Here is a 21,190-nt window from a genome sequence, read left to right as displayed (position 1 = left end):
CGACTTCAACAATATGCTTGCCGGTATCGCCGGATCACTGGAGATGATGCAAGTCCGGATCGCTCAAGGCCGGATCGGTGAGCTGGAAAAGTATGTAACGGCGGCCCAGGGAGCATCCCGCCGTGCGGCCGCGCTCACCCACCGCCTGCTGGCATTTTCCCGAAGACAGACGCTTGATCCAAAACCGACCGACATTAATCGTCTTGTCGCGGAAATGGAGGAGCTCATTCGGCGGACGGTGGGGCCGGCAATCCAGCTTGAAGTGGTCGGTGCCGCGGGGCTCTGGACCGCTTTGGTCGATCCGAACCAGCTCGAGAACGCACTGCTCAATCTATGCATCAATGCACGAGATGCCATGCCGGAAGGCGGCAGGATAACTATCGAGACAGCAAACAAGTGGCTTGACCCTCGCGCAAGTCGCGAGCGCGATCTCCCGGAAGGGCAGTACCTCTCGCTGTGCGTGTCCGATACGGGCACGGGCATGTCGGCCGAAACTATGAAACGGGCATTCGATCCGTTTTTCACAACCAAACCGCTTGGAGAGGGGACGGGATTGGGCCTCTCCATGATCTACGGATTCGCGCGGCAATCAGGGGGACAAGTGCGCGCCTACAGCGAGGTCGGTATGGGGACCACCATGTGTCTGTATCTGCCAAGACACTACGGCAACGTCGATGCCGCAGAGCCGCTCGAAGTGGCATGCGTGATCCCCGAGACAGGCAAGCGGACCGTTCTGGTCGTGGATGATGAGCCGACCATCCGCATGCTCGTTTGTGAGCTACTTGAGGAAATGGGCCACGTGACGCTCGAGGCGGATGATGGACCTACGGCGGTGACGTTGCTCGATTCAAACGCAGCGATCGATCTGCTTATCACGGATGTCGGCTTGCCAGGGGGGCTGAACGGCCGTCAGGTCGCTGACGCGGCAAGGGTCACCCGTCCAGATCTCAAGGTGATTTTCATCACCGGCTTTGCAGAGAATGCCGTCGTGGCCAACGGCCAGTTGGAGCCTTGCATGAGGCTGGTCACGAAGCCCTTCGCGCTGGATGTACTCTCGGCCCAGATTGCTGACCTGCTTACCAGTGACGAATAGAACCGCTGAGCTATCTCTTGCCGCTGACTTGGGCATGCCGATATCGGGGACGGAATGCATGGCATCCCCTGGTCTTGCGAACCGCACGCACTTCAACCGCGAGACCGAGCCCTCCACGGTAGGAAGGTCTGAGATCAGCAAATCTGGTGGGTGCGATACGCCATGCTTTCGAGATTGCCCTGTCTAGGCGGATCACGACCTCATCGCCTGGAGCCGGTCACACAGTTCGCAGCCATTAACAGGGATCAAACCGTTTCGCGGGAGCCGATTCCATGTCCCGCGCATTTCGCGGGAATGACCCGATCTGTCGCGTTCGTCGGTGCCGGCCCGACCACTATCTATACGCTGCACGCCTTGCTGCAACAGGAGGTACCGCCATTCGAGCTCACCCTGTTCGAAAAGCAGGCGAGCGTTGGACGGGGCACGCCCTATCGGCCCGGCTGGAACGACCCCGCCATGCTGTCCAACATCGCCAGCGTCGAGATTCCGCCGCTGGAGGAGACACTGGTCGACTGGCTGCACCGGCAGAGCGACGATCGGCTTTCAGAACTGCGCATAGATCGCGAGCAGATCGATGATCGCGCGTTCTACCCGCGCGTGCTGCTCGGCGAGTACTTCCACGATCAGCTTCAGGCGATCCTCGAGCGGGCCACGTGCGCCGGTGTGAAGGTGAACGTGCGTACGCGGTGCGAAGTCATCGATGCGACGAGCGGAAGCGATGGAATGACCCTGGTCGTGCGGCCGGAGCGGGGAGGTGTTTTCGAGACCCTCTTCGACCATGTCGTGCTTGCAACCGGTCATCAATGGCCAGCCCAACCGGAAGTGCGGCCGGGTTACTTCCTCAGCCCTTGGCCTGCTTCCGAGATCGAGAAAATTCGCGCCTGCCGGATCGGCATTCGCGGTTCGTCGCTGACCGCGATCGATGCTGCGGTGGCGCTGGCGGTAAGCCATGGCGCGTTCGTTGATGATGGGCAGGGTGGGCTCATCTACGCGCCCGGCGTGGGCACCGACGACTTCCATATGACCATGCTGTCGCGCAAGGGGCTGCTTCCCGAAGCGGACTTCTATTTTCCCATTCCCTATGAGCCGCTCGCCATCTGCAACGACGAAGCCATCGAAGCCCTTATTGCCGGGCAGATGGACGACCTTCTCGATCGAGCTTTTGGGCTATTCAAGCAGGAGCTGGCCGCAGCCGATGGCGTTTATGCAGAGCGGGTAGGGCTCGACCGGCTCGATATGGAAGAATTCTGCGACGGCTACTTTGCCGAGCGTATGGCGACTGACCCATTTGTGTGGGCTGATCGGAACCTGGCACAAGCGCAGGCGGATTACGAGGCACGCCGCACCGTGGCATGGCGCTACGCGATCCTGCGGATGCACGAAGTCATCCAGAGCCTCATACCGCATCTCGACGATGCAGATTTCCAACGCTTCTCCCGCTTCTTCAAACCCGTGTTCGTCGACGATTACGCCACGGTTCCGCACGAATCGATCAAGCGCATGCTGGCGCTTCACAAAGCCGGGAAGCTTGACGTCTTGCGGGTGGGGGAGAACTACAGGATCGACAATCACCGGGCGGAAAGCGGCGCCGTTCTCCACCTCGATGGTGAAGCGGTCCATTTCCCGGTTTTCATCGAGGCTACCGGCCAGCGTGCTCTGGCGGCCAAGGACTTCCCTTTCGCCTCGCTGCGCGATCAGGGCATCGTGCGCGACGTGGCAGCCGGACAGGAACGCGGTCCCGCGCGGGGCATCGTGGTCGACGACGAGTTTCATCCCATATCGCCCGACCTTCCGGCCGACCAGCTCTTCTGTCTGAGCCTGCCTTTCATCATGGGCAGGCATCCCTTCATCCAGGGAATCACCAGCTCTTGCGAGATCGGCCAGGTCGTGGGCGCGGAACTGGCCGCTGCCCTTGCCCGGGAAAGCGCGGTAGCGGCCGAACCGGCCAGCGAGGCACAGGGGATGGCTCTTTCATGAAGTTGTTCGCAATCTACATCGGCGGCGAATTTCCTGGCGCCAACATCGAAGTCCACGACGTTCGGTTCGTGGTCGCCAACACGATCGAGGAGACCTACGCAGCATTGCGCCGGGACTGGTGGGGCGTGCCCCGAAGTCTGCACATCGATTGCTGGGCACAGATCACTCATGCCGATGGCCATGACGTGTCGCTGCGCTCCGAGCCGTTCACCGGGCCTGAGAGACTTTTTTTCGTCAATCTCGGTGGCTACGAGCCCGGGGAGTTTGCGGAACGACACCGCAACGTCTTTGTCGTGGCTGAAAGCGAGGGCAAGGCCAAGTCGCGCGCGGTGAAGTCGGTCAGGCAATGGGCCGATCCGCACAAGGACGACCTGTATGAAGCGGAGCAAGCGTTCTGCTTGACCGACCAGCCGGTCGGCGATCGACTTTACGTGCATTTGACGCCGGCTTCTCCCGGCATGGAACCCACCTTTACCTGCCAGTATATACCCATCCGGAGAAGCAGTTGAGCCGTCCTGTCGTGCAGTGGGAACCCGGCAGGGCGCGACCAAGGCTTGCGACTTCGTTCCATGACTGACCGACCGCCAGCCGCTAGGGACCATCCCGTGACGCCGGACGGCCGCTACTTCGTGGTTCGCGGCCGGCTGTGGCGGATGTCCGATCCCCGCCTTCCCGAAGACCGCCGAGCACATCTGGTTACAGAACTGACGAGGGCCCGCCGTGCGATAGCAGCGGCGCGGCGGTCAAAAGACACCGTCGCCGAAGACGAGGCGCACGCGGCAGTCGATCGGGCCAAGCGCGCGCTGGGAGAACGAGGACAGGTCTGGTGGGATGACGGAGCGCCGGACCTCAATCGCCATATGGCGAGGACTACACCTTACGCCGCCTGGTACGCCGCCAGAACGACATGACCGTACCAGCTCAAGATCAATCGGCATAAATGCGAGTTTCACACTCTCATCTCGTCCCATCGCATACTCCCATGCGTTGAGCGGCAGCAAAGACCGAAAAACCGATGCAGTCTGCCATACACGCAAGGACTGGACACTGACCGACATCGCAGAATGGCTGGCTCCGATCGCAACGATGTTTGCGGTCATGATGACCCACATCAACCTGGCCGCCCGTGTGAGGGAATGGGCTTTGCGGTCGTTGCCATCGGTTCGGTTGCCTGGACGATCGTCGGGCTCTGCTCGCGACAAGTCAGCCTGATCGCCGCCAACGGGTTGCTGACGTTCATCAATTTCGTCGGCATAGGGCGCTGGCTGGGAAGGCAACGCGCGTATGAAGATGGTGGGCAATCCGCCAAGATGGCAGTCGCAGGGCATCTTCTCCCACCTTGTTCACCGCCACCGGAATTGCGGGCATGCCCGGGCTGGACGGGACAGCACACCTCTTGGCAAAACCGTCGAGGCGCTCATGGAATACAGGTCCGGCACGGTGAGCTATGTTGCTGCGGCGACCACGGTGGCCGCCGGGATCGCCGAAGAGCTGGGGCCGGTTCCGCGCGGCGCCGCCGTGTTCGAGTGCGGCCAGATGGTGCTGCTCATGCCTCGCCGTGCGTTCGAGTCTATCGCGCCGATAGCTCCCGATTGCTGGCCGACCCTATTTAGTCTGGGCCTGCGGGGCGGGAAACTTGCTGCGCGTTGTCAGCGTTAGATACTTAAAATCTTACAGGAACATGCGCCATGACCCATCCCGTCCGTTTTTCCCCTTCTGTCGAGCAAGTGAAGCCGGATGAGGCAGAAACTATACGGGAGCTTGAAGAACAACTCGATTCCATTCAGCAAACCACTGCTCAGGATTACAAGACAGGTTTCCGGGCCGTTCACGCCAAGGCACATGGCATTGCCATCGGCCGCCTGACAGTGAACGCCGGGCTTCCCCCGGACCTCGCCCAGGGGATTTTTTCGCATCCTGCCAGCTTCGACGCCGTCATCCGCATCTCCACCAATGCAGGCGATGTGCTCGACGATGCGATTGCCCTTCCGCGCGGGCTGGCGCTAAAGGTAATGGATGTTCCCGGTGATCGGCTGCCCGGATCGGAAGGCGAAACCTCGCAGGATTTCATCATGGTCAACGGGCCGGTTTTCACCGCTCCCGATACCGCGGCGTTTCTCAAAAACCTGAAACTGCTGGCCAAGACCACGGATGTTGCCGAAGGCGGCAAGAAAGTGCTCTCCTCGGTGCTGCAGGGCGTCAACGCCGCGCTGTCCGCCGTGGGCTACGAATCGCCGACGATCCAACAGTTGGGGGGCGCCCCCCAGGTCCACCCGCTCGGCGAAACCTATTATTCCCAGACCCCCTATCGGTTCGGCGACTATATCGCGAAGTTCAGCCTCGTGCCGGTGGCCGCTTCGCTGACCTCGCTGACGGACGTGAAGATCGACGTGACCGACCGCCCCGATGCCCTGCGCGAAGACGTCAGCCGCGCTCTGATCGAGCATGGTGGCGAATGGGAACTGCGTGTCCAGCTTAACACCGATCTCGATAAGATGCCCGTCGAGGATTCGACCGTCGAATGGAGCGAAGACGAAAGCCCGTTCGTGACGGTGGCCACGCTCGAGATCGAACCGCAGATCAGCTGGCAGCACGGGACGAGCGACCGGCAGGACGACGCGCTCAGCTTCAACATCTGGCGGGGGGTCACCGCGCACCAGCCGCTGGGCAACATCAACCGCGCTCGCAACGAAACCTACCGTCGCTCGGCCGCCTTTCGCGGCCGGGTCAACGGCTGTCCTATCCACGACCCCCGCACGCCACAGGACATTGCGGCAGAGTAAATGGTAGATGGGCCGGTGTTACAGGAACGCCGGCCTCTTCGCGATATGGCCGCTGCGCTGGGCGCTTTCGACCAAATCCAAGCCGCGCCACATCCTTTTCCGCGCTCCATAGCTGGAATTTCCCATGATTGATGAACAGGACGGCACGGTCCATTACGATGGTGCCGAAGGTGGGTGGGGCTCTGTACGCGGCATCGCCGAGACCGCCTGGCGCGAACGGCCGACGCCGGGCGCCCTCGATACACTGAGGCGGCAAAACAAGGTCAAAGGCTTCATGTGCGTCTCGTGCGCATGGGGAAAACCAGCCAAGCCACATGCGTTCGAGTTCTGTGAGAACGGTGCCAAGGCCACGCTCTGGGAATTGACGAGCCATCGCTGCACCCCCGAGTTCTTCGCCGGGCATACCGTCAGCGAGCTGCGGACATGGAAGGATTACGACCTGGAACAGCAAGGCCGCCTGACCCATCCCATGCGCTACGAAGCGTCGAGCGATACCTACGTTGCGTGTTCCTGGGAGGACGCGTTCGCAGCGATCGGACGCGAGTTGAAAGCGATCGATCCCGGCTCGGCGGTGTTCTACGCCTCAGGCCGCGCGAGCCTGGAGACCAGCTACCTCTATGCGCTGTTCGCCAGACTGTATGGTCATAACAACCTGCCCGACAGTTCCAACATGTGCCATGAAACGACTTCGGTGGCGTTGAAGAAAGTGATCGGATCTCCGGTCGGAACCTGCGTCCTGGACGATTTCGACGTGTGCGACGCGATCTTCTTCTTCGGGCAGAACACCGGCTCAAACAGCCCGCGCCTCCTTCACCCACTCCAGAAGGCGGTCGAGCGCGGCGCGAAGATCGTCACGTTCAATCCGATCCGGGAGAAGGGCCTTGAGGAGTTCAAGAACCCCCAGAGCCCGTTGGAAATGCTCACGACGAAGAAGACCGAAATTTCCACGCTCTACCTGCAGGTCAAGGCGGGCGGCGACATCGCGGCGATAACGGGATTGATCAAGCACGTCCTGGCGGCGGAAGAAATCCGTTGGCGGGACGAGAATCAACACGTCCTCGATGTCGATTTCATCGCCCAGCACACGGACGGCTTCGCCGAGATGAAGGCCCACGCAGAGGCGACTAGCTGGGACGACATCGAACGCGAGAGCGGCCTTTCGCGTGAAGATCTCGGCGAAGCGGCCCAGATCTACATCGAAGCGCCCCGTGCGATCGCCATGTTCGGCATGGGGCTGACCCAGCATGTCCACGGCTCGCAGAACATCGCCGCGCTCACTAACCTGTGGTTGCTCAAGGGCAATGTCGGTCGCGAGGGCACCGGCATCTCTCCCGTGCGCGGACATTCCAACGTGCAGGGTCAGCGGACCGTAGGTATCTCGGAAAAGCCGGAACTCGTGCCGCTCGACAGGCTGGCGGAGCAGTTCGGCTTCGATCCACCGCGCGACGAGGGCCTGAACACCATCAAGGCCTGCCACAAGATCCTGTCCGGCGAACTCAAGGCGTTCATCGGCCTGGGCGGCAACTTCATCCGCGCCATTCCCGAGCGCGAGCGGATGGAAGAGGCCTGGACCAGACTGCGTCTCACCGTCCAGATCGCGACCAGGCTCAACCGCAGCCATCTGGTGAACGGCGAAGTCGCGTACCTGCTGCCCTGCCTGGGCCGGTCCGAGGAGGATGTCCAGGCAACCGGTTCGCAGGCCGTGACGATGGAGGATTCGCTTTCGTGCATCCACGGCTCGCTCGGCAAGAATACACCGGCCTCCGAACATCTCCGCTCGGAAACTGCGATCGTCGCAGGCATCGCGAAGGCGACCCTACCGGCGAATCCTAAGGTGCGCTGGGATGAATGGACGGGAGACTACGCCAAGATCCGCGATTGCATCGAGAAGACCTATCCCGAGCAGTTCCACGACTTCAACCGGCGCGTCTTCACGCCGGGCGGGTTCCATCGCGGCAATCCGGCCCGCGGCCGGATATGGAAGACCGAAAGCGGCAGGGCGCAATTCAGCGTCCCCACCGCCATGCGCTCGATCGGCTTTGAGGACGCGCCCGGTCGTTTCCGCCTGATGACCTTGCGCTCGAACGATCAGTTCAACACTACTATCTACGGCTATTCCGACCGCCTGCGCGGTATCGAGGGCACGCGGGACGTCGTGCTCATGAACCCGGAAGACATCGCCGAGGCCGGGCTGGTGCAAGGTCAGGTCATCGGGCTGGTCGGCGATGCCGGCGACGGGGTCCACCGGGAGGTAAGCGGGTTGACCGTCACCCCCTTCCTGCTCCCGCGCGGCTGCATCGGCGCATACTATCCCGAGATGAACCCGCTTATCCCGGTATGGTATCATGACGAGCAATCGCGAACGCCTGCCTCAAAGGGCGTACCCGTGCGGCTTGTTGCAAACCCACGAACGACCTGAACGCCTCTGGCGCACGCTGACGCGCCCGCAGTCCCAGGAGCGATTGCGACGGCGAGACGTTGGACTGGTATGAGCGAAAGCAATCGCACGTCCAACCCGGTCAAGCGGGCCATCCGTCAACAGGTTGTCGGCATGTTCAACGACCGCGAGCAAGGCGAGGCACCGGTGGTGAGGAGCCGAAACGCGCTGTTCGCGCCGACATCGGTCGCCTGGCGGGTCCATGGTGACGTCGCCTCTATGATGGCGGGCGGCATCGCCAGCCTTTTGCTGCAGATGCTGCATCCCGGCGTTCTGGCAGGGGTGTGGGACCATTCCAATTTTCGTGCCGACATGCACGGCAGACTGCGGCGTACCGCCCGCTTCATCGCCACAACCACGTATGCCGATCGGTCCGCAGCCGAGGCTATGATCAGGCGGGTCCGGTCCGTCCATGATGGCGTCAAGGGGCATCTGCCGGACGGCACGGCGTATCAAGCGAACGACCCGGCGCTTCTGGCGTGGGTGCATGTCACAGAGACCCACAGCTTCCTCGACGCCTGGATTCGCTACGGCGAGCCCTGGATGTCACGCGCCGACCAGGATCGCTACTTTGCCGAGATGGCCTTGATCGGCGGGGCGCTGGGGGCAGAACCCCTGCCGCGCACGCGGGCCGAGGCGAACCGCCTGATAACCGGGATGCGTCCGGCGCTGAGGGCGGATGCGCGAACGGCCGAAGTCGCCCGGCTGATCCTGCATCCGGTCGCAGCGAACCGGCTCGCCGCGATGCCCGGCAGGCTTGCCGGGCAGGCTGGCGTCGATCTGCTGCCACGCTGGGCTCGCTCGCTCCATGGCCTGTCTCCCTCGCCGCTTCGAACGCCGCTGGTGCGCGCGGGCACGCTGGGCGTCGCGCAGGCGCTGCGGTGGGCGTTCAGGTGATGGGCCGCCAGGACGAGCAGCTACGGGACCTGCAGCGCGCGATGCACGACGCCGCGGCGCAGGGAAACTTCGAGCAGGCGGCACAGTTGCGCGACCGGATCAGCCTGATGCGCGGCATTCCTGCCGATACGCCGGCGCAGGACGTCGATCTCTCCGGTCTCGTTCGTCAACAACCGGGAGCGATGGGGCTGGGCACGAGCCGCGGGCACGTAAAGCCACCTCCGGGATGGACACCGCCGAAGAAACCGGACCCGATGACGAAGAGCCGCGGAAGGGGGCGCAAGGGCCCGGACTGATCTGCGCCGGGTCGTACGAAGGACAACTTCTGTGCGTCTTGCGGGAACGCGCGGGCCTGCCGGAGGCTTTCTTCCTCGATACCGGGCGGCGGCCCTATCCGCGCCCCGAACCGAAGGAAATCAACATGTCCAAAAGCGATCCGGAAACTCCGCGCGGCCCGATGGGCGATGCGCGCCCGGACTCATTCGATCCGCACAAGCAGAATGAAAGCGGCCAGAAGCCTCAGAAACTGAAGGACCGACCTTCGGAAAGCACCGTCAGGCCCGAAGACTATCCTGAAGACCAGCGCGCGAAGGGAGCCTGACGAAACGGTGTGACCCGGTTCAGCCGCCCGGTGACGCCGGTGCGGCGCGATGCCGCCATCAACTCAGATCAATCAAATTTAGCCGGCGGGACCCTTTTCTTTCGCTTTCTCTGTGCGTTGTGGAGCCAGGATAGTCGCCGCACCTCGCAGGCGATCAGCTTCACAGGCAAGGAGCGCAATCTGACTGACATGACCATGCAGCTTGAGCTCCGTCACTGGGCAATGCGCCCCGCAGCCCAACGGCGCGACTGCGTCTCAGGTGCGGCGTGAACCTGGCGTTCACCGCGGTCCGCATCGCGCAAACCCTCGCCGACGAGTCTATCGCCTTCCTGGCGGACGACGAGCAGCAGGCCCAAGCCCTGGCTGACGCCGTCCGGGCGCTGGCGCCGCAAGAGCATGTCGTCCACGTGCCCTCCAGCGACGCACTTCCGGGGGACACGGCTCCCGCGACGCCGGCGAACGCGGGGCGCCGCGCGTCGGCTCTGCGGGCCCTTCGCCTGGTGCAAGGCACTTCCGTAGCCTGCATCCTGAGCGGAGAAGCCGCAGCGCGGCGCTATCCTGCGCCTGATGCGTTCGACAGCGCCCCACCCACGCTGCACCCCGGTGACGAGGCGGACACCCTAGCGTTCGCGATACGACTCGAAGAGCTGGGGTATGTCGCCGACGACCGCGTCGACGAACCGGGCGAAATGGCGGTGCGCGGCGAGGTCATCGATATCTTTCCCGCCGACGCCGGCGGCCCGGCCCGCATCGAGCTGGCAGCGGGCAGGATCGCCGCGATCCGCTCGTACGATCCCGGCACGCAGCGCACGGTTGGCGATCTGGAGCGTCTGGAGATCGGCCGCGCCGCCGAACCGCCGATTGACCAGCCGACGTCCATCCTTGCCCACCTGACGCCGGGGGTACTCGCTCTTTCCGATAAAGCCGACCATCGCCGCAGGCGCTTCATCCAGCTTGCCCGCGACGCTATGGGCGGTGCGCCCCATCGCCTGGATGCGATTGACGACATCGCCTGGAAAAAGGACTGCAAGGATTGGAGGGCGGCTCCGTTTGACGCGGACTTCACGCCGGTGCCGCGGTTCGCCAACGAGCGTTCGCCGCTTACCGCCATGGCGCGCTTCGTAAAGCCGCGGCTCGCTGCGGGACGCAAGTTCGTGCTGGCGGGCAGTGCGCGAGACCTGCGCTTCCTGCGCGGCAAGGTCGTCCGGCGCCTGTCGATGGAAATCGTGGAACTGGACGCATGGGCGGCACTGGATGACCTGCCGTCAGGCTGCGGCGGCAGCCTGACGGTGCCGATCGATGCAGGATACGTCGACGAGCGCATCGTTCTCGTCGCGGCGGCAGACCTGATGGGCAGTCGCGCATTGATCGGCGTTGGTGGCCCGACCGGCGCGAACCCGTGGCACGTCGGCATCGAAGTGTGCAGCGGCGACGTGGTGGTCCACGAGGACCATGGCGTCGGGCGCGTGCGGGGGCTTGAGGCCTCGCCGGTCGGCGCGGGCGACGACCAGTCCCCGATCGACAGGATCGTGCTCGAGTATGCGGGTGGTGCTCGGCGGCTGGTCCCTTTCGATGAGGCCGACCGGATCTGGCGATACGGCGCTGACGGCGACGCGGTGAGCCTGGACAAGCTGGATGGCTCATCCTGGGACAAGCGCCGCGCGGCGATCAACGCCGCGATCGACGAGAGCGCGAAGGCCCTGACGCTTCTGGCGCGCGAGCGCGAGACGCTGACAGCGCCGGTCATGGTGCCCGATCCTGCCGCCTACGAACGCTTCGCGGGCCGCTTCCCCTTCAACGAAACGGCCGACCAGGCGGGAGCCATCGCAGCCGTCCGCGACAATCTGGCGAGCGGCCGGCCAATGGACCGGCTGGTCATCGGCGACGTCGGCTATGGCAAGACCGAGGTCGCGCTGCGGGCCGCAGCTCTGGCGGCGCTGGCCGGCTTCCAGGTCGTGGTCGCCGCGCCGACCACCGTCCTCGTGCGGCAGCACCTGGAGACGTTCCGCCGCCGCTTCGAGGGAACGAAAATCGAGGTCGCCGGCCTGTCCCGGCTGAGCAGTGCGGCAGAACGCAAGTCTGTGAAAGCGGGGCTTGCCGATGGCTCGACCGGTATCGTCGTGGGCACCGGCGCGGTGATGGCGAAGGGCGTGAACTACGCCAGGCCGGGGCTGGTCGTCATCGACGAAGAGCAGCGCTTCGGCGCTGCCGACAAGGCCCGTTTGCGCGGCTTGGGGACCGTCCATGTCCTGAGCCTGAGCGCCACGCCGATCCCGCGCACCCTGCAGGCCGCGCTGGTGGGCCTGCAGCAGATGTCCCTCATCGCCACGCCTCCCGCCCGGCGCCAGCCGATCCGCACCAGCATCGGGCAGTATGACGATGTGCTCGTCCGCACCGCGCTCACTCGCGAAAAGGCGCGGGGAGGCCAGAGCTTCGTGGTCGTGCCGCGTATTGAGGACATGGCGAAAGTCGCCGCGAAGATAAAACGCGCGGCCCCCGATCTGGTGGTGGTCGAAGCACACGGAAAAATGTCAGCGGCCGAAATCGACGACGTCATGGTCGGCTTTGGCGCTGGCCGGGGGGATATCCTGCTGGCGACCAACATCATCGAAGCGGGCCTCGACGTGCCGCGCGCGAACACCATGATCGTCTGGCGTGCCGATCGCTTCGGCCTGGCACAGCTGCACCAGCTGCGCGGCCGCGTCGGGCGCGGCAACCGGCGCGGGCAGGTGATCCTGCTGATCGAAGGCGAGGATGCTATCGCCGCGCGCACGCTCAAGCGGCTGCGCACGCTCGCGACTTTCGACCGGCTGGGCGCGGGTTTCGCGATCAGCGGCCAGGACCTCGACATGCGCGGCGCGGGCGACCTCGTCGGCGATGATCAGGCCGGGCACATGAAGCTGATCGGCGTCGATCTCTACCAGCATCTGCTCCGTGTCGCGCTGAAGGCCGCGCGCGGCGAGGACGCCGAGCGCTGGAGTCCCGAACTCAACCTGGGCATGAGCGGCGTGCTGCCCGACAGCTGGATTCCGGAGGCGGACCTGCGGCTGTCCCTTTACCTGCGGCTCGCGCGCATCGAAACCGAAGAGGCGCTCGATGCATTCGATGATGAACTTCTGGATCGCTTCGGAACGCTGCCCGCCGAAGCGGCGATGCTGCTGGCCCATGCCCGCATCCGCCTGACCGCGCGGGCTTTGCGGATCGCGCGCATAGACGCGGGCCCAGCCGCGATTGCACTCACTCCGCGCCGCGATTGCCCGATCGACTTCGCCGCCACGGGCTTCGCGCAAAGCAAGGGACGGTGGATCCTTGCCGAGGCACTGCCGAGCGAAGCCGATCGTATCGTGCGCGTCGAAAGCCTGCTCGACGGGTTCGAATGCTGACCTGTCGGGCCCAGCCGTGCCTGCGGCGGGATTATCTTTAGATCGTGCCGGGTCTTTATGAGCGCGGCGATCGTTTCATTTGCAACAGTGGTCAGGTCCGACCGGACCACCAGCACATCCGAAAACATGGAGAGCAGGAATGGCAACCATGAACGACGACGCGCCGCCTACCACCTCAAAATTTCGCGAGACCCGCGACGCCGCCTTGCAGACACTTGCAGAAACGCGGGGTGACAGCCTGATCGGTCGGACCGTGACGATCAACCGCCCCCGCGCGGAACTCTATGCCTACTGGCGCGACTTTGCACGGCTGCCGACGTTCATGGACAACGTCGAACGGGTCGACGTGCTGTCGCCGACCCGCTCGCACTGGGTCGTCAAGGCGCCAGGCGGAAGGACGGTCGAATGGGACGCGCTCGTCACCGAGGAGAAGGAGGGCGAACTGATCGCCTGGGCCTCCACCGAAGATGCAGACGTGCCCAACAGCGGCCGCATCGAATTTCGCAACGCAGGCGATCGCGGCACCATCGTCACCGCCACGATCGTCTACGACCCGCCCGCTGGCGTGGTGGGCAGGCTCATCGCAAAGATGTTCCAGCGCGAACCGGCGATCCAGGCGCGGCGCGATCTGCGGCGCTTCAAGCAGCTTATGGAAACCGGCGAAGTCGCCACGTCGTCGCGCACCCGCGCGCAGCTTCACGAGGAGACAGCCTGATGCGCGCGCTCACCTGGCACGGCAAGCATGACGTCCGCGTCGATACGGTCGACGATCCCGAAATCCTCAACCCGCGCGACGCCATCATCAAGATCACCTCGACCGCGATCTGCGGATCGGACCTTCACCTGTACGACGGGTACATCCCCACCATGAAGGCCGGGGACATCCTCGGCCACGAGTTCATGGGCGAAGTCGTCGAGACCGGGCCGGGATCGACGCTGGTCAAGGGCCAGCGCGTCGTCGTTCCCTTCACCATCGCCTGCGGAAGCTGCTACCACTGTGGCAAGCACCAGTACTCCGCCTGCGACAACGGCAACCCGGCCGACAACCAGGACATCGGCATGGAGCTTTACGGCCAGCCGATGTCGGGCCTGTTCGGCTACAGCCATCTGACCGGCGGCTACGCCGGGGGCCAGGCGGAGTACGTGCGCGTGCCGTTCTCCGACGTCGGCCCGATCGTGGTGCCAGACGGGCTTGACGACGACGAAGTGCTGTTCCTGTCCGACATCCTGCCCACCGGCTGGCAGGCGGCCGAGAACGCCGACATCGAGCCGGGCGACACTGTCGCGGTGTGGGGCTGCGGCCCGGTCGGCCTGTTCGCGGTGCAGTCCGCCTTCCTGATGGGCGCGGCGCGGGTGATTGCCATCGACCACTTTCCCCGCCGGCTGGACCTCGCGCGCAGGTTCGGAGCCGAGATCATCAACTTCGAGGAATCGAAGACTTACGAAGCGCTGATGGCAATGACTGGCGGGATCGGTCCGGACGCCGTGATCGATGCGGTTGGGCTCGAGGCACACGGCTTCTTCGTCGACAACGTAGTCGATCAGATCAAGGCCTCGCTGATGCTTGGCACCGATCGCATCCACTCGATCCGACAGGCGATCGTCGCCTGCCGCAAGGGCGGCCGCGTCTCAATGCCCGCCGTCTACGGCGGCATTGTCGACAAGTTCCCGCTCGGCGCCTTCATGGAAAAGGGGCTGACGCTCAAGACCGGGCAGACCAGCGTACAGCACTACATGCCGGGGCTGCTCAACGCGATCGTCGAGGGCAAGATCGACACCACCTTCCTGATCTCGCACCGCATGGGCCTGGAGGACGCGCCCAAGGGCTACAAGATGTTCCACGACAACCAGGACGAAGTCACCAAGGTCGTGCTCAAGCCCGGCTTCACCGAAACCGCAGTCGCGGCAGAACAGGACACGCATCATGGCTGACAAATTCGCAATCGTCACCGGCGCCTCCACCGGTATCGGCTTCGAACTGGCGAGCATCGCCGCCGAAAACGGCTACGACCTGCTCGTCGTCGCAGATGAAGGACTGATCGAGGCGGCCGCACAGGACTTTGGGCTGCACGGCGTTTCGGTAGACGCGGTGCAGGCCGACCTGTCGACCCTGGAAGGCGTCGATACCTTGCTGGCCGCCACTGCCGGCCGCCGCATCGATCTTCTTTGCGCCAATGCGGGCCGGGGGCTCGGGCACGGTTTCCTCGAGCAGGATGTCGCCGACTGGCGCCGGGTGGTCGATACCAACATCACCGGCACCCTTTATCTGTTGCAACAGGTGCTCAAGGGAATGGTGGCGCGCGACGATGGCAAAGTGCTGATTACCGGGTCCATCGCAGGCTTCATTCCGGGCAGCTTTCAGGCGGTCTACAACGGCACCAAGGCCTTCGTGGACAGCTTTGCCGATGCGCTGCGCAACGAGATCAAGGAGGCAAAGGGCGTGACTGTCACGACACTCATGCCCGGACCAGTCGAGACCGAGTTCTTCGATCGCGCCGACATGCTCGACACCAGCGTGGGCGCGTCAGAAAGCAAGAGCGATCCGGCCGACGTCGCCCGCGACGGATGGAAAGCACTGATGAACGGCGATGCCCACATCGTCTCGGGATGGAAGAACAAGATCCAGGCGGCGGTGGCGCACGTCACCCCGGCGGCGATCCTGGCCGAGCAGCATCGCAAGATGGCGCAGCCCGGCTCCGCCGAATGACCATGCCGCGCCTCGATAGAGAGGCGCTGACCTCAGGCACTGCGAACCAAAGGATAGAGACATGAACACCACGATAGAGCGCACATTCGACAGTCGCCGCGACGCCGAACTGGCAATCGAGCGACTGGTCCAGGAATACGGCTTCGAGCGAACCGACATGTTCGTATCGTCGTCCGGCGATCAAAACAGCGCGGGCGATACGCCCAGCGGCGGCGATACCGCGACCCATCTGGAGCCGGCGCGCAACGACGCGCCGCTTTCCGAGCGCATATCCGTCTCGGTGGACGTCAACGATGACGCGCGCGCGGTCATCGTGGCTCGCGTGTTCGACGAAATCGCCCCGATCTAGGAACCTTCCGCATCCATTTGGGGACCATTCAAGAAACCACGATCATGCGCCCGCTGAACGAGCTGGAAGATCGAACGCCATCGACGCCGCGCCAACTGCCGCCGCTCCCTTCGCCCGAGCGAGCGGGAAGTGCTGTTCGACGCTGCCAGGCTGGGGCGCGGCGACATGATACCCGTCCTGATGGAGGCGGGGGCCAATATCGATGCGGTCGATGCAGCAGGTAATGACGCGGCCAGCCTCGCGCGAATGCAGCGCGACGACAGCCTGCCCGGTGGCTCACCGAGCGCCGGGAAGGGCACAATGCAGCAAAACAGTACGGGCATGGGCCCAAGTCTCGAAGAAGAGGAGCGATATTCATGAGCGATGTTTCGATAGGTCCGGGCCCGGCCTCGAACAAAAAGGCATCCGTGCAAGAGGGAGTGGACGCGCAAGCCGAGACCGATCGCGAAGGCGGCCGTGGACTTGCCGGCGCGGAAGCCAAGCCTTTTGCCAATCGCCCCCCGCCCAGGGAGGCGAATCCCATTCCGTCCGCATCCAGGGAGGATGAAAGCCCGTCCGCCGCTGACGGAGCCGCGAACCTGATTTGCGCGAGACGCAACGCAGGGCGGGAATGACGAAGCAAAAGAACTGGCTTCGCGGTTCACCTGCGCCGCGGTCAGTTCAAGCGAGAGAACAGATGGCGCTGGTAAGAAACGCGCACTCCAATGCCGCGCTAGACTGCCCGAGGCGCACGAGACGCCATCCCCGGCATCTGCGCCGACCCAGGCCGGGCGCAAGAGTGCGACAGCGGCAAGCCAACTTCCATGATCAGAGCCATCGATTTGGTGACGCGGGAACTCTCAGGCGGCATGGGCAAGGCGTCCGCTGGGGCAGCGGGACGGCATTGCCCATGAGCAAGAGCACCAGTGTCATTTAAACGGCAAAGCCTGCGCCTCGGCGAGGGTTCCGGTCTCCAGGCGGGAACATCGTCACAACGGCCGGCATCCTTTCGGCGAGGAGCATAACCATGACGCGCAAGATACTGGTCACCGGCGCCAGCATCGCCGGAAACACCGTTGCCGCACTGCTCGGCCGTCGCGGCGCTGATGTCACGGTGGTCGAGCGGGCACCGGCGTTCCGGGACGGCGGTCAGAACGTTGATGTGCGCGGTGTCGGCCGCGAAGTCCTGCGCCGCCTCGGGCTTGAACAGGCTGCGCTCGGCTGTGGAACCGGTGAGCAAGGTACGGCCTGGGTCCACGAGGACGGAAGCGAAGCAGCCAGGTTCGATGCCGACGAAATCGACGGCGATGGCCCGACAGCCGAGATGGAGATCCTGCGCGGCGACCTCGCCCGGCTTCTCCACGACGCAACCGGAAACGAGGTGGCGTTTCGCTACGATGACCACATCGTCGCGATCGATGAGCAAGAGCAGATGGCGGTGGTTACCTTCGCGAGCGGCACTATCGAGCGGTACGACGCCGTAGTCATCGCGGAAGGGGTCGGCTCGACCACTCGCGATATCATCTTTGCGGACGAGAACGTGCCGCGCTGGATGAACATGATCATCGCTTACTTCACCATCCCGCGAACGCCGGACGACAACCGGATGTGGCGCTGGTTCAATGCGCCTGGCAAGCGCAGTGTTTCGCTTCGTCCCGATCATCAGGGGACGACCCGTGCGATGCTGTGCCTCTCGAAGGAGCCGGGCGGCGAACAGGAATGGGATAGCGAACGGCAAAGAGCATTCCTGCGTGATCGCTTCTCGGACGCAGGCTGGGAGACACCCCGCGTACTGGCGGCCATGCACGACGCCGACGACTTCTACTTCGACGTGCTTCGACAGGTGCGGATGCCGCGCTGGTCGAAGGGCCGCGTTGTTCTTACCGGCGACGCGGCCTGGTGCGCCACGCCGTTGGCAGGCGTCGGTACGACCCTGGCTGTTACAGGCAGCTATGTGCTGGCCGAGGAACTCACCCGCAGGGATACGGTCGCTCAGGCGTTCAGCGCCTACGAGAAGCAGATGCGGCCCATTGTCGAAGATGGCCAGCGCATCCCCAAGATCGCGCCGCGGCTCATGCATCCGAAAACCCGCCTGGGCATCAGGTTGCTGCATGGCACGCTTGGCCTGGCGAGCCTGCCGCCCATCCGCAACGCTGCGGTCAAGTTGCTGGGAGGTGAAGGGGTCGAGGTCGATCTTTCACGCTACAGCTGACATCACTGATGAACTGTTGCGGTTCTTGTGCGAAGCTCGGGCGGGGTGAAACACTGTCGGCGTTGACGGGCAGCAGGAGCGCAGCAGCAGCGTTAAGATCGTGCACCGCCGGTCTGCGAGGTAGCGTAGACGACGCGGAATAATCTTTTCCGCGCAGAGCCAGGCCCGGCAAGCGCAGGACGAACCGCCTGGCGTGTAACAAGCCTTCCGCCGAGTAACCTCGTCGATTTTTACGGCATGCGGCATCTAGCAAGGCGATACGGCGGGGCGCCAAGCCACGTACGCGGGCAGGCCGGTATGGGGCGGGGAAGCATTCACCAGATCAGGATGACTATTGCGCGCCCCACCAAGACGCGTTGAAAACGCGGCTACAGCGCGCATCGACGCCGCCGCCCCGTCCAGCCGCGCTCAACCGCGCAGGCTGTCCGGCACGATGCCGCCATTGCTGGCGAGCTTGTCCATCACCGCACGATGAAGGGCGATGTTCTGTTCCGCGGTGCCGTCCGCCCCGGCGTGGACGTCAAGCTCCTCGCCAAGCTCCTTGCGCGCCGCGAGACTTGAATCGAGATCGAGCAGCTTGAGAAGATCGACAATGGACGTGCGGTAATTGCCGCCATGGTCCGCCTTCATTGAGGCCATCGCATCAAGCACCGCGCCAACATCGACGGAAGGTTGCGCGGCAGTGACGGCGGCCGAAGGGGCAGGCTCCGGGGATGCAGGCGCCACCTGAGGCCGCGTCGGAGCAGGTGTTGAGGCCGATTTGGGCGCGCTCGCATTGGCTGCGGGATCGGCCTTTTTCTCGGTCCCGTGGTGGAAGATCTTGTTCAGGATATTTCCGAAGATGCTCATGCTCCTCTCCTAGACGACGGGTGCGGCGATAACGCGATGGTGAGACCCTCAAACGCGTCAGCACGCGGATGGTTGAGCGGAACGGCTTCATGCTGCCGATCGTTCAGCCCTTATTCCCCACCACTCAACGCGGAGCACAGATCGTGATCAGGCACAACGCACTCATGGCAGCATCCTTGGCCGTTCTCAGCCTCACCGCCTGCAACAAGAAGGACACTGAGCCCGCCACCGAAATGACCTCCACGTCGGCTGCAGATGTCATGAACGAAACCGGGACGACTTCGGCAGAGAGCCCGGCACAGGTCTTTGCCAATATCGCCGCGGCGAGCGACATGTTCGAGATCGAGACATCGAAGCTCGCAGCCGAGAAGGGCCAGTCCGCCAAGGTGAAGACTTTTGCCGAGCAAATGGTCAAGGCCCCATACCGCCTCTACCAAGAAGCTGACCGCAGCCGCAGCGGCGGGCACTCCGCCCATAACCCCGGCCCCGCGCATGACTGCGGCCCAGGACGCACAGCTTGCCGACCTCCGGAGCAAAACGGGCGCCCAATTCGATGAGGCCTATGCCAAGGCACAGGTCAGCGCTCACCAAGCCGCGCTGGATACCCTCAAAGGTTACGCAGCCGGTGGCGACCAGGCATCGCTCAAGACATTCGCGACCGAACTGGTCCCGACAGTCACCGCCCATCTCAACATGGCCAAAGCCCTCTGACGAACCTCGCGCCGCCCGTGGATTTCTAATAGACCCAAGGAGCGATCATGCCCGACCGGCTGACGATGCAGGACCCCCGCACACAAAATCCCAAGCCTCCCTTTTCCGAAGCAGCCGCAGCCGCGGCCAGGCATTGCAGGCAAGCTGGAGCCTCGACCTGACCACGGCGAGGAAAGCTACATCGGCGCGGGCAAGCTCACGGGGCGCAGGGCACTTGTCACTGGTGGCGATCCCGGGATTGGCCGCGCGGCTGCTATCGCCTTTGCGCGCGAGGGCGATGACGTGGCCATCGCCTATCTGCCGAGCGAGGAGGAAGACGCGCGCGAAGTTCTCGATCTGATCGAGGCGGAGGGCCGCAAGGTCGTAGCGCTGCCCGGCGATGTAAGCGATGGGGCCTGGAGCCGTCAGCTCGTCGAGGACGCGGGGAAGGGGCTTGGCGGACTCGACATTCTTGTCATCAATGCGGACCGCCAGCAGTGGTGCGAGAACGTTGGCGAAGTTACGTCTGAGGATTTCGACAAGACGATCAAGACCAACCTCTACGCCCTGCACTGGATCACGCAGGCGGCGGTGCCCCATCTCCCGGTCGGCGCTTCGGTCATCACAACGGCGTCGGTGCAAGCCTATGAGCCATCGGACGTCCTGCTCGACTATGCGACCACCAAGGCAGGCATAGTCGCTTACACCAAAGCGTTGGCCAAGCAGCTGATGGATAAGGGAATACGGGCCAACGTGGTGGTCCAGGGACCGTTCTGGACCGTGCTTCAGGCAAGCGGCGGACAGCCTCAGGAGAAAGTTGCCCACTTCGGCGAGCACAGTCGTTTCGGTCGTCCAGGTCAGCCCGTGGAGATTGCACCGGTTTACGTCCCGCTCGCTTCGCAGGAGGGCAGCTACATTACTGGCGAGGTCTTTGGCGTGACTGGCGGCGCCGGCATCGCCTGACAATGAACTATGTCGCCCATTGATCTCCGCCAAGCAGCTTTGGACTAGGGGCCACCTCTCGATCCGCCCCATATCGGTCGCACAGCAGCCTATCTTATGCTCCAATGCCGACCCTCGGTTTCCTTCTTCCGCACAAATTAAACTGGCCGGTTACCACCGATCATTTCTTCGTTTGAAAAGGGCAGATGGTCGGCCGTGAACAATGCGATGTTCGTTTCGGCGACGGGTAGATTGCGTCCGATGTGCCGTGAGGGGTTTATCGAACTGGTA

22 protein-coding genes are annotated in these 21,190 nt (G+C 63.8%); 20 read left to right on the top strand and 2 right to left on the bottom strand.

The genetic code is table 11. From position 1 onward, the window contains the following. From LH128_RS07370 to LH128_RS07360, 3 genes are all read left to right on the top strand, one after another. A partial coding sequence (locus LH128_RS07370) for an ATP-binding protein (protein WP_008828980.1) occupies positions 1 to 1,093 on the top strand: 1,093 nt, incomplete at its 5' end. Between the two features lie 294 nt (positions 1,094 to 1,387). Next, complete coding sequence (locus LH128_RS07365) at positions 1,388 to 3,070, top strand: FAD/NAD(P)-binding protein (protein ID WP_008828979.1); 1,683 nt, start codon at positions 1,388 to 1,390, stop codon at positions 3,068 to 3,070. Next, positions 3,067 to 3,579, top strand: a complete 513-nt coding sequence (locus LH128_RS07360; protein ID WP_008828978.1) for a DUF1543 domain-containing protein — start codon at positions 3,067 to 3,069, stop codon at positions 3,577 to 3,579. The genes LH128_RS07365 and LH128_RS07360 overlap by 4 nt, the downstream gene beginning before the upstream one ends. 234 nt (positions 3,580 to 3,813) lie before the next feature. Here LH128_RS07360 and LH128_RS34050 read toward each other — a convergent pair whose 3' ends face one another. Then, the gene (locus LH128_RS34050; RefSeq protein ID WP_327195098.1) at positions 3,814 to 4,398 is read right to left on the bottom strand and encodes a hypothetical protein; all 585 of its coding nucleotides are present in this window, start codon (positions 4,396 to 4,398) and stop codon (positions 3,814 to 3,816) included. Between the two features lie 91 nt (positions 4,399 to 4,489). On the opposite strand from LH128_RS34050, the gene LH128_RS34405 reads away from it, so the two are divergent. From LH128_RS34405 to LH128_RS07300, 14 genes are all read left to right on the top strand, one after another. After that, a complete protein-coding gene (locus LH128_RS34405; protein ID WP_037518345.1) occupies positions 4,490 to 4,729 on the top strand; it encodes a hypothetical protein in 240 nt (79 codons plus the stop codon). Between the two features lie 29 nt (positions 4,730 to 4,758). Continuing rightward, positions 4,759 to 5,853: a catalase family protein gene (locus LH128_RS07350; RefSeq protein ID WP_008828977.1), complete on the top strand. Its 1,095-nt coding sequence runs from the start codon at positions 4,759 to 4,761 to the stop codon at positions 5,851 to 5,853. A gap of 124 nt (positions 5,854 to 5,977) precedes the next feature. Next, positions 5,978 to 8,272, top strand: coding sequence for an FdhF/YdeP family oxidoreductase (locus tag LH128_RS07345; protein ID WP_008828976.1), 2,295 nt, complete (start codon positions 5,978 to 5,980; stop codon positions 8,270 to 8,272). 69 nt (positions 8,273 to 8,341) lie between these two features. Continuing rightward, positions 8,342 to 9,187, top strand: coding sequence for an oxygenase MpaB family protein (locus tag LH128_RS07340; RefSeq protein ID WP_008828975.1), 846 nt, complete (start codon positions 8,342 to 8,344; stop codon positions 9,185 to 9,187). Further along, complete coding sequence (locus tag LH128_RS32020) at positions 9,187 to 9,483, top strand: UvrB/UvrC motif-containing protein (RefSeq protein ID WP_008828974.1); 297 nt, start codon at positions 9,187 to 9,189, stop codon at positions 9,481 to 9,483. Before LH128_RS07340 ends, LH128_RS32020 begins: the two co-directional genes overlap by 1 nt. Next, positions 9,414 to 9,788, top strand: coding sequence for a hypothetical protein (locus LH128_RS34400; RefSeq protein ID WP_008828973.1), 375 nt, complete (start codon positions 9,414 to 9,416; stop codon positions 9,786 to 9,788). The genes LH128_RS32020 and LH128_RS34400 overlap by 70 nt, the downstream gene beginning before the upstream one ends. Positions 9,789 to 9,797: 9 nt before the next feature. Beyond that, positions 9,798 to 10,058 (top strand): hypothetical protein, encoded by a 261-nt coding sequence (locus tag LH128_RS33210; protein ID WP_008828972.1) that lies wholly within the window; start codon positions 9,798 to 9,800, stop codon positions 10,056 to 10,058. Beyond that, entirely contained in the window at positions 10,055 to 13,171 is a 3,117-nt protein-coding gene (locus LH128_RS07330; RefSeq protein ID WP_008828971.1) for a TRCF domain-containing protein, read from the top strand. The genes LH128_RS33210 and LH128_RS07330 overlap by 4 nt, the downstream gene beginning before the upstream one ends. Before the next feature lie 139 nt (positions 13,172 to 13,310). Then, positions 13,311 to 13,886, top strand: a complete 576-nt coding sequence (locus LH128_RS07325) for an SRPBCC family protein (protein ID WP_037518337.1) — start codon at positions 13,311 to 13,313, stop codon at positions 13,884 to 13,886. Next, entirely contained in the window at positions 13,886 to 15,103 is a 1,218-nt protein-coding gene (locus tag LH128_RS07320; protein ID WP_008828969.1) for a zinc-dependent alcohol dehydrogenase, read from the top strand. Before LH128_RS07325 ends, LH128_RS07320 begins: the two co-directional genes overlap by 1 nt. Further along, positions 15,096 to 15,878, top strand: coding sequence for an SDR family NAD(P)-dependent oxidoreductase (locus LH128_RS07315; protein WP_008828968.1), 783 nt, complete (start codon positions 15,096 to 15,098; stop codon positions 15,876 to 15,878). The genes LH128_RS07320 and LH128_RS07315 overlap by 8 nt, the downstream gene beginning before the upstream one ends. 61 nt (positions 15,879 to 15,939) lie before the next feature. Further along, complete coding sequence (locus tag LH128_RS07310) at positions 15,940 to 16,227, top strand: hypothetical protein (protein ID WP_008828967.1); 288 nt, start codon at positions 15,940 to 15,942, stop codon at positions 16,225 to 16,227. Positions 16,228 to 16,356: 129 nt separating this feature from the next. After that, the gene (locus tag LH128_RS34045) at positions 16,357 to 16,587 is read left to right on the top strand and encodes a hypothetical protein (protein WP_008828966.1); all 231 of its coding nucleotides are present in this window, start codon (positions 16,357 to 16,359) and stop codon (positions 16,585 to 16,587) included. A gap of 646 nt (positions 16,588 to 17,233) precedes the next feature. Beyond that, on the top strand, positions 17,234 to 18,418 hold the full coding sequence (locus tag LH128_RS07300) for an FAD-dependent monooxygenase (protein WP_008828965.1): 1,185 nt from the start codon (positions 17,234 to 17,236) through the stop codon (positions 18,416 to 18,418). Between the two features lie 408 nt (positions 18,419 to 18,826). Here the strand turns inward: LH128_RS07300 and LH128_RS07295 are convergent, their stop codons facing one another. Further along, positions 18,827 to 19,267, bottom strand: a complete 441-nt coding sequence (locus LH128_RS07295; RefSeq protein ID WP_008828964.1) for a DUF3597 domain-containing protein — start codon at positions 19,265 to 19,267, stop codon at positions 18,827 to 18,829. Positions 19,268 to 19,356: 89 nt separating this feature from the next. Here LH128_RS07295 and LH128_RS34395 point away from each other — a divergent pair, with 89 nt between their 5' ends. The 3 genes from LH128_RS34395 (at position 19,357) to LH128_RS07285 (ending at position 20,920) form a co-directional block, all read left to right on the top strand. Beyond that, positions 19,357 to 19,824 carry a DUF4142 domain-containing protein gene (locus LH128_RS34395; protein WP_327195096.1) on the top strand — a complete coding sequence of 156 codons (468 nt, stop codon included), beginning with the start codon at positions 19,357 to 19,359 and terminating at the stop codon, positions 19,822 to 19,824. Then, complete coding sequence (locus LH128_RS34390; RefSeq protein ID WP_327195099.1) at positions 19,709 to 19,978, top strand: DUF4142 domain-containing protein; 270 nt, start codon at positions 19,709 to 19,711, stop codon at positions 19,976 to 19,978. The genes LH128_RS34395 and LH128_RS34390 overlap by 116 nt, the downstream gene beginning before the upstream one ends. An 87-nt stretch (positions 19,979 to 20,065) precedes the next feature. Continuing rightward, entirely contained in the window at positions 20,066 to 20,920 is an 855-nt protein-coding gene (locus tag LH128_RS07285; protein WP_156800022.1) for an SDR family oxidoreductase, read from the top strand. The last annotated feature ends 270 nt before the right edge of the window (positions 20,921 to 21,190 follow it).

Source organism: Sphingomonas sp. LH128, from assembly GCF_000293195.2.
GTDB classification, from domain to species: Bacteria; Pseudomonadota; Alphaproteobacteria; order Sphingomonadales; family Sphingomonadaceae; genus Novosphingobium; species Novosphingobium resinovorum_A.
The sequence above is the reverse complement of the archived record's forward strand: the minus strand, read 5'-3'. Positions and strand labels throughout refer to the sequence as shown.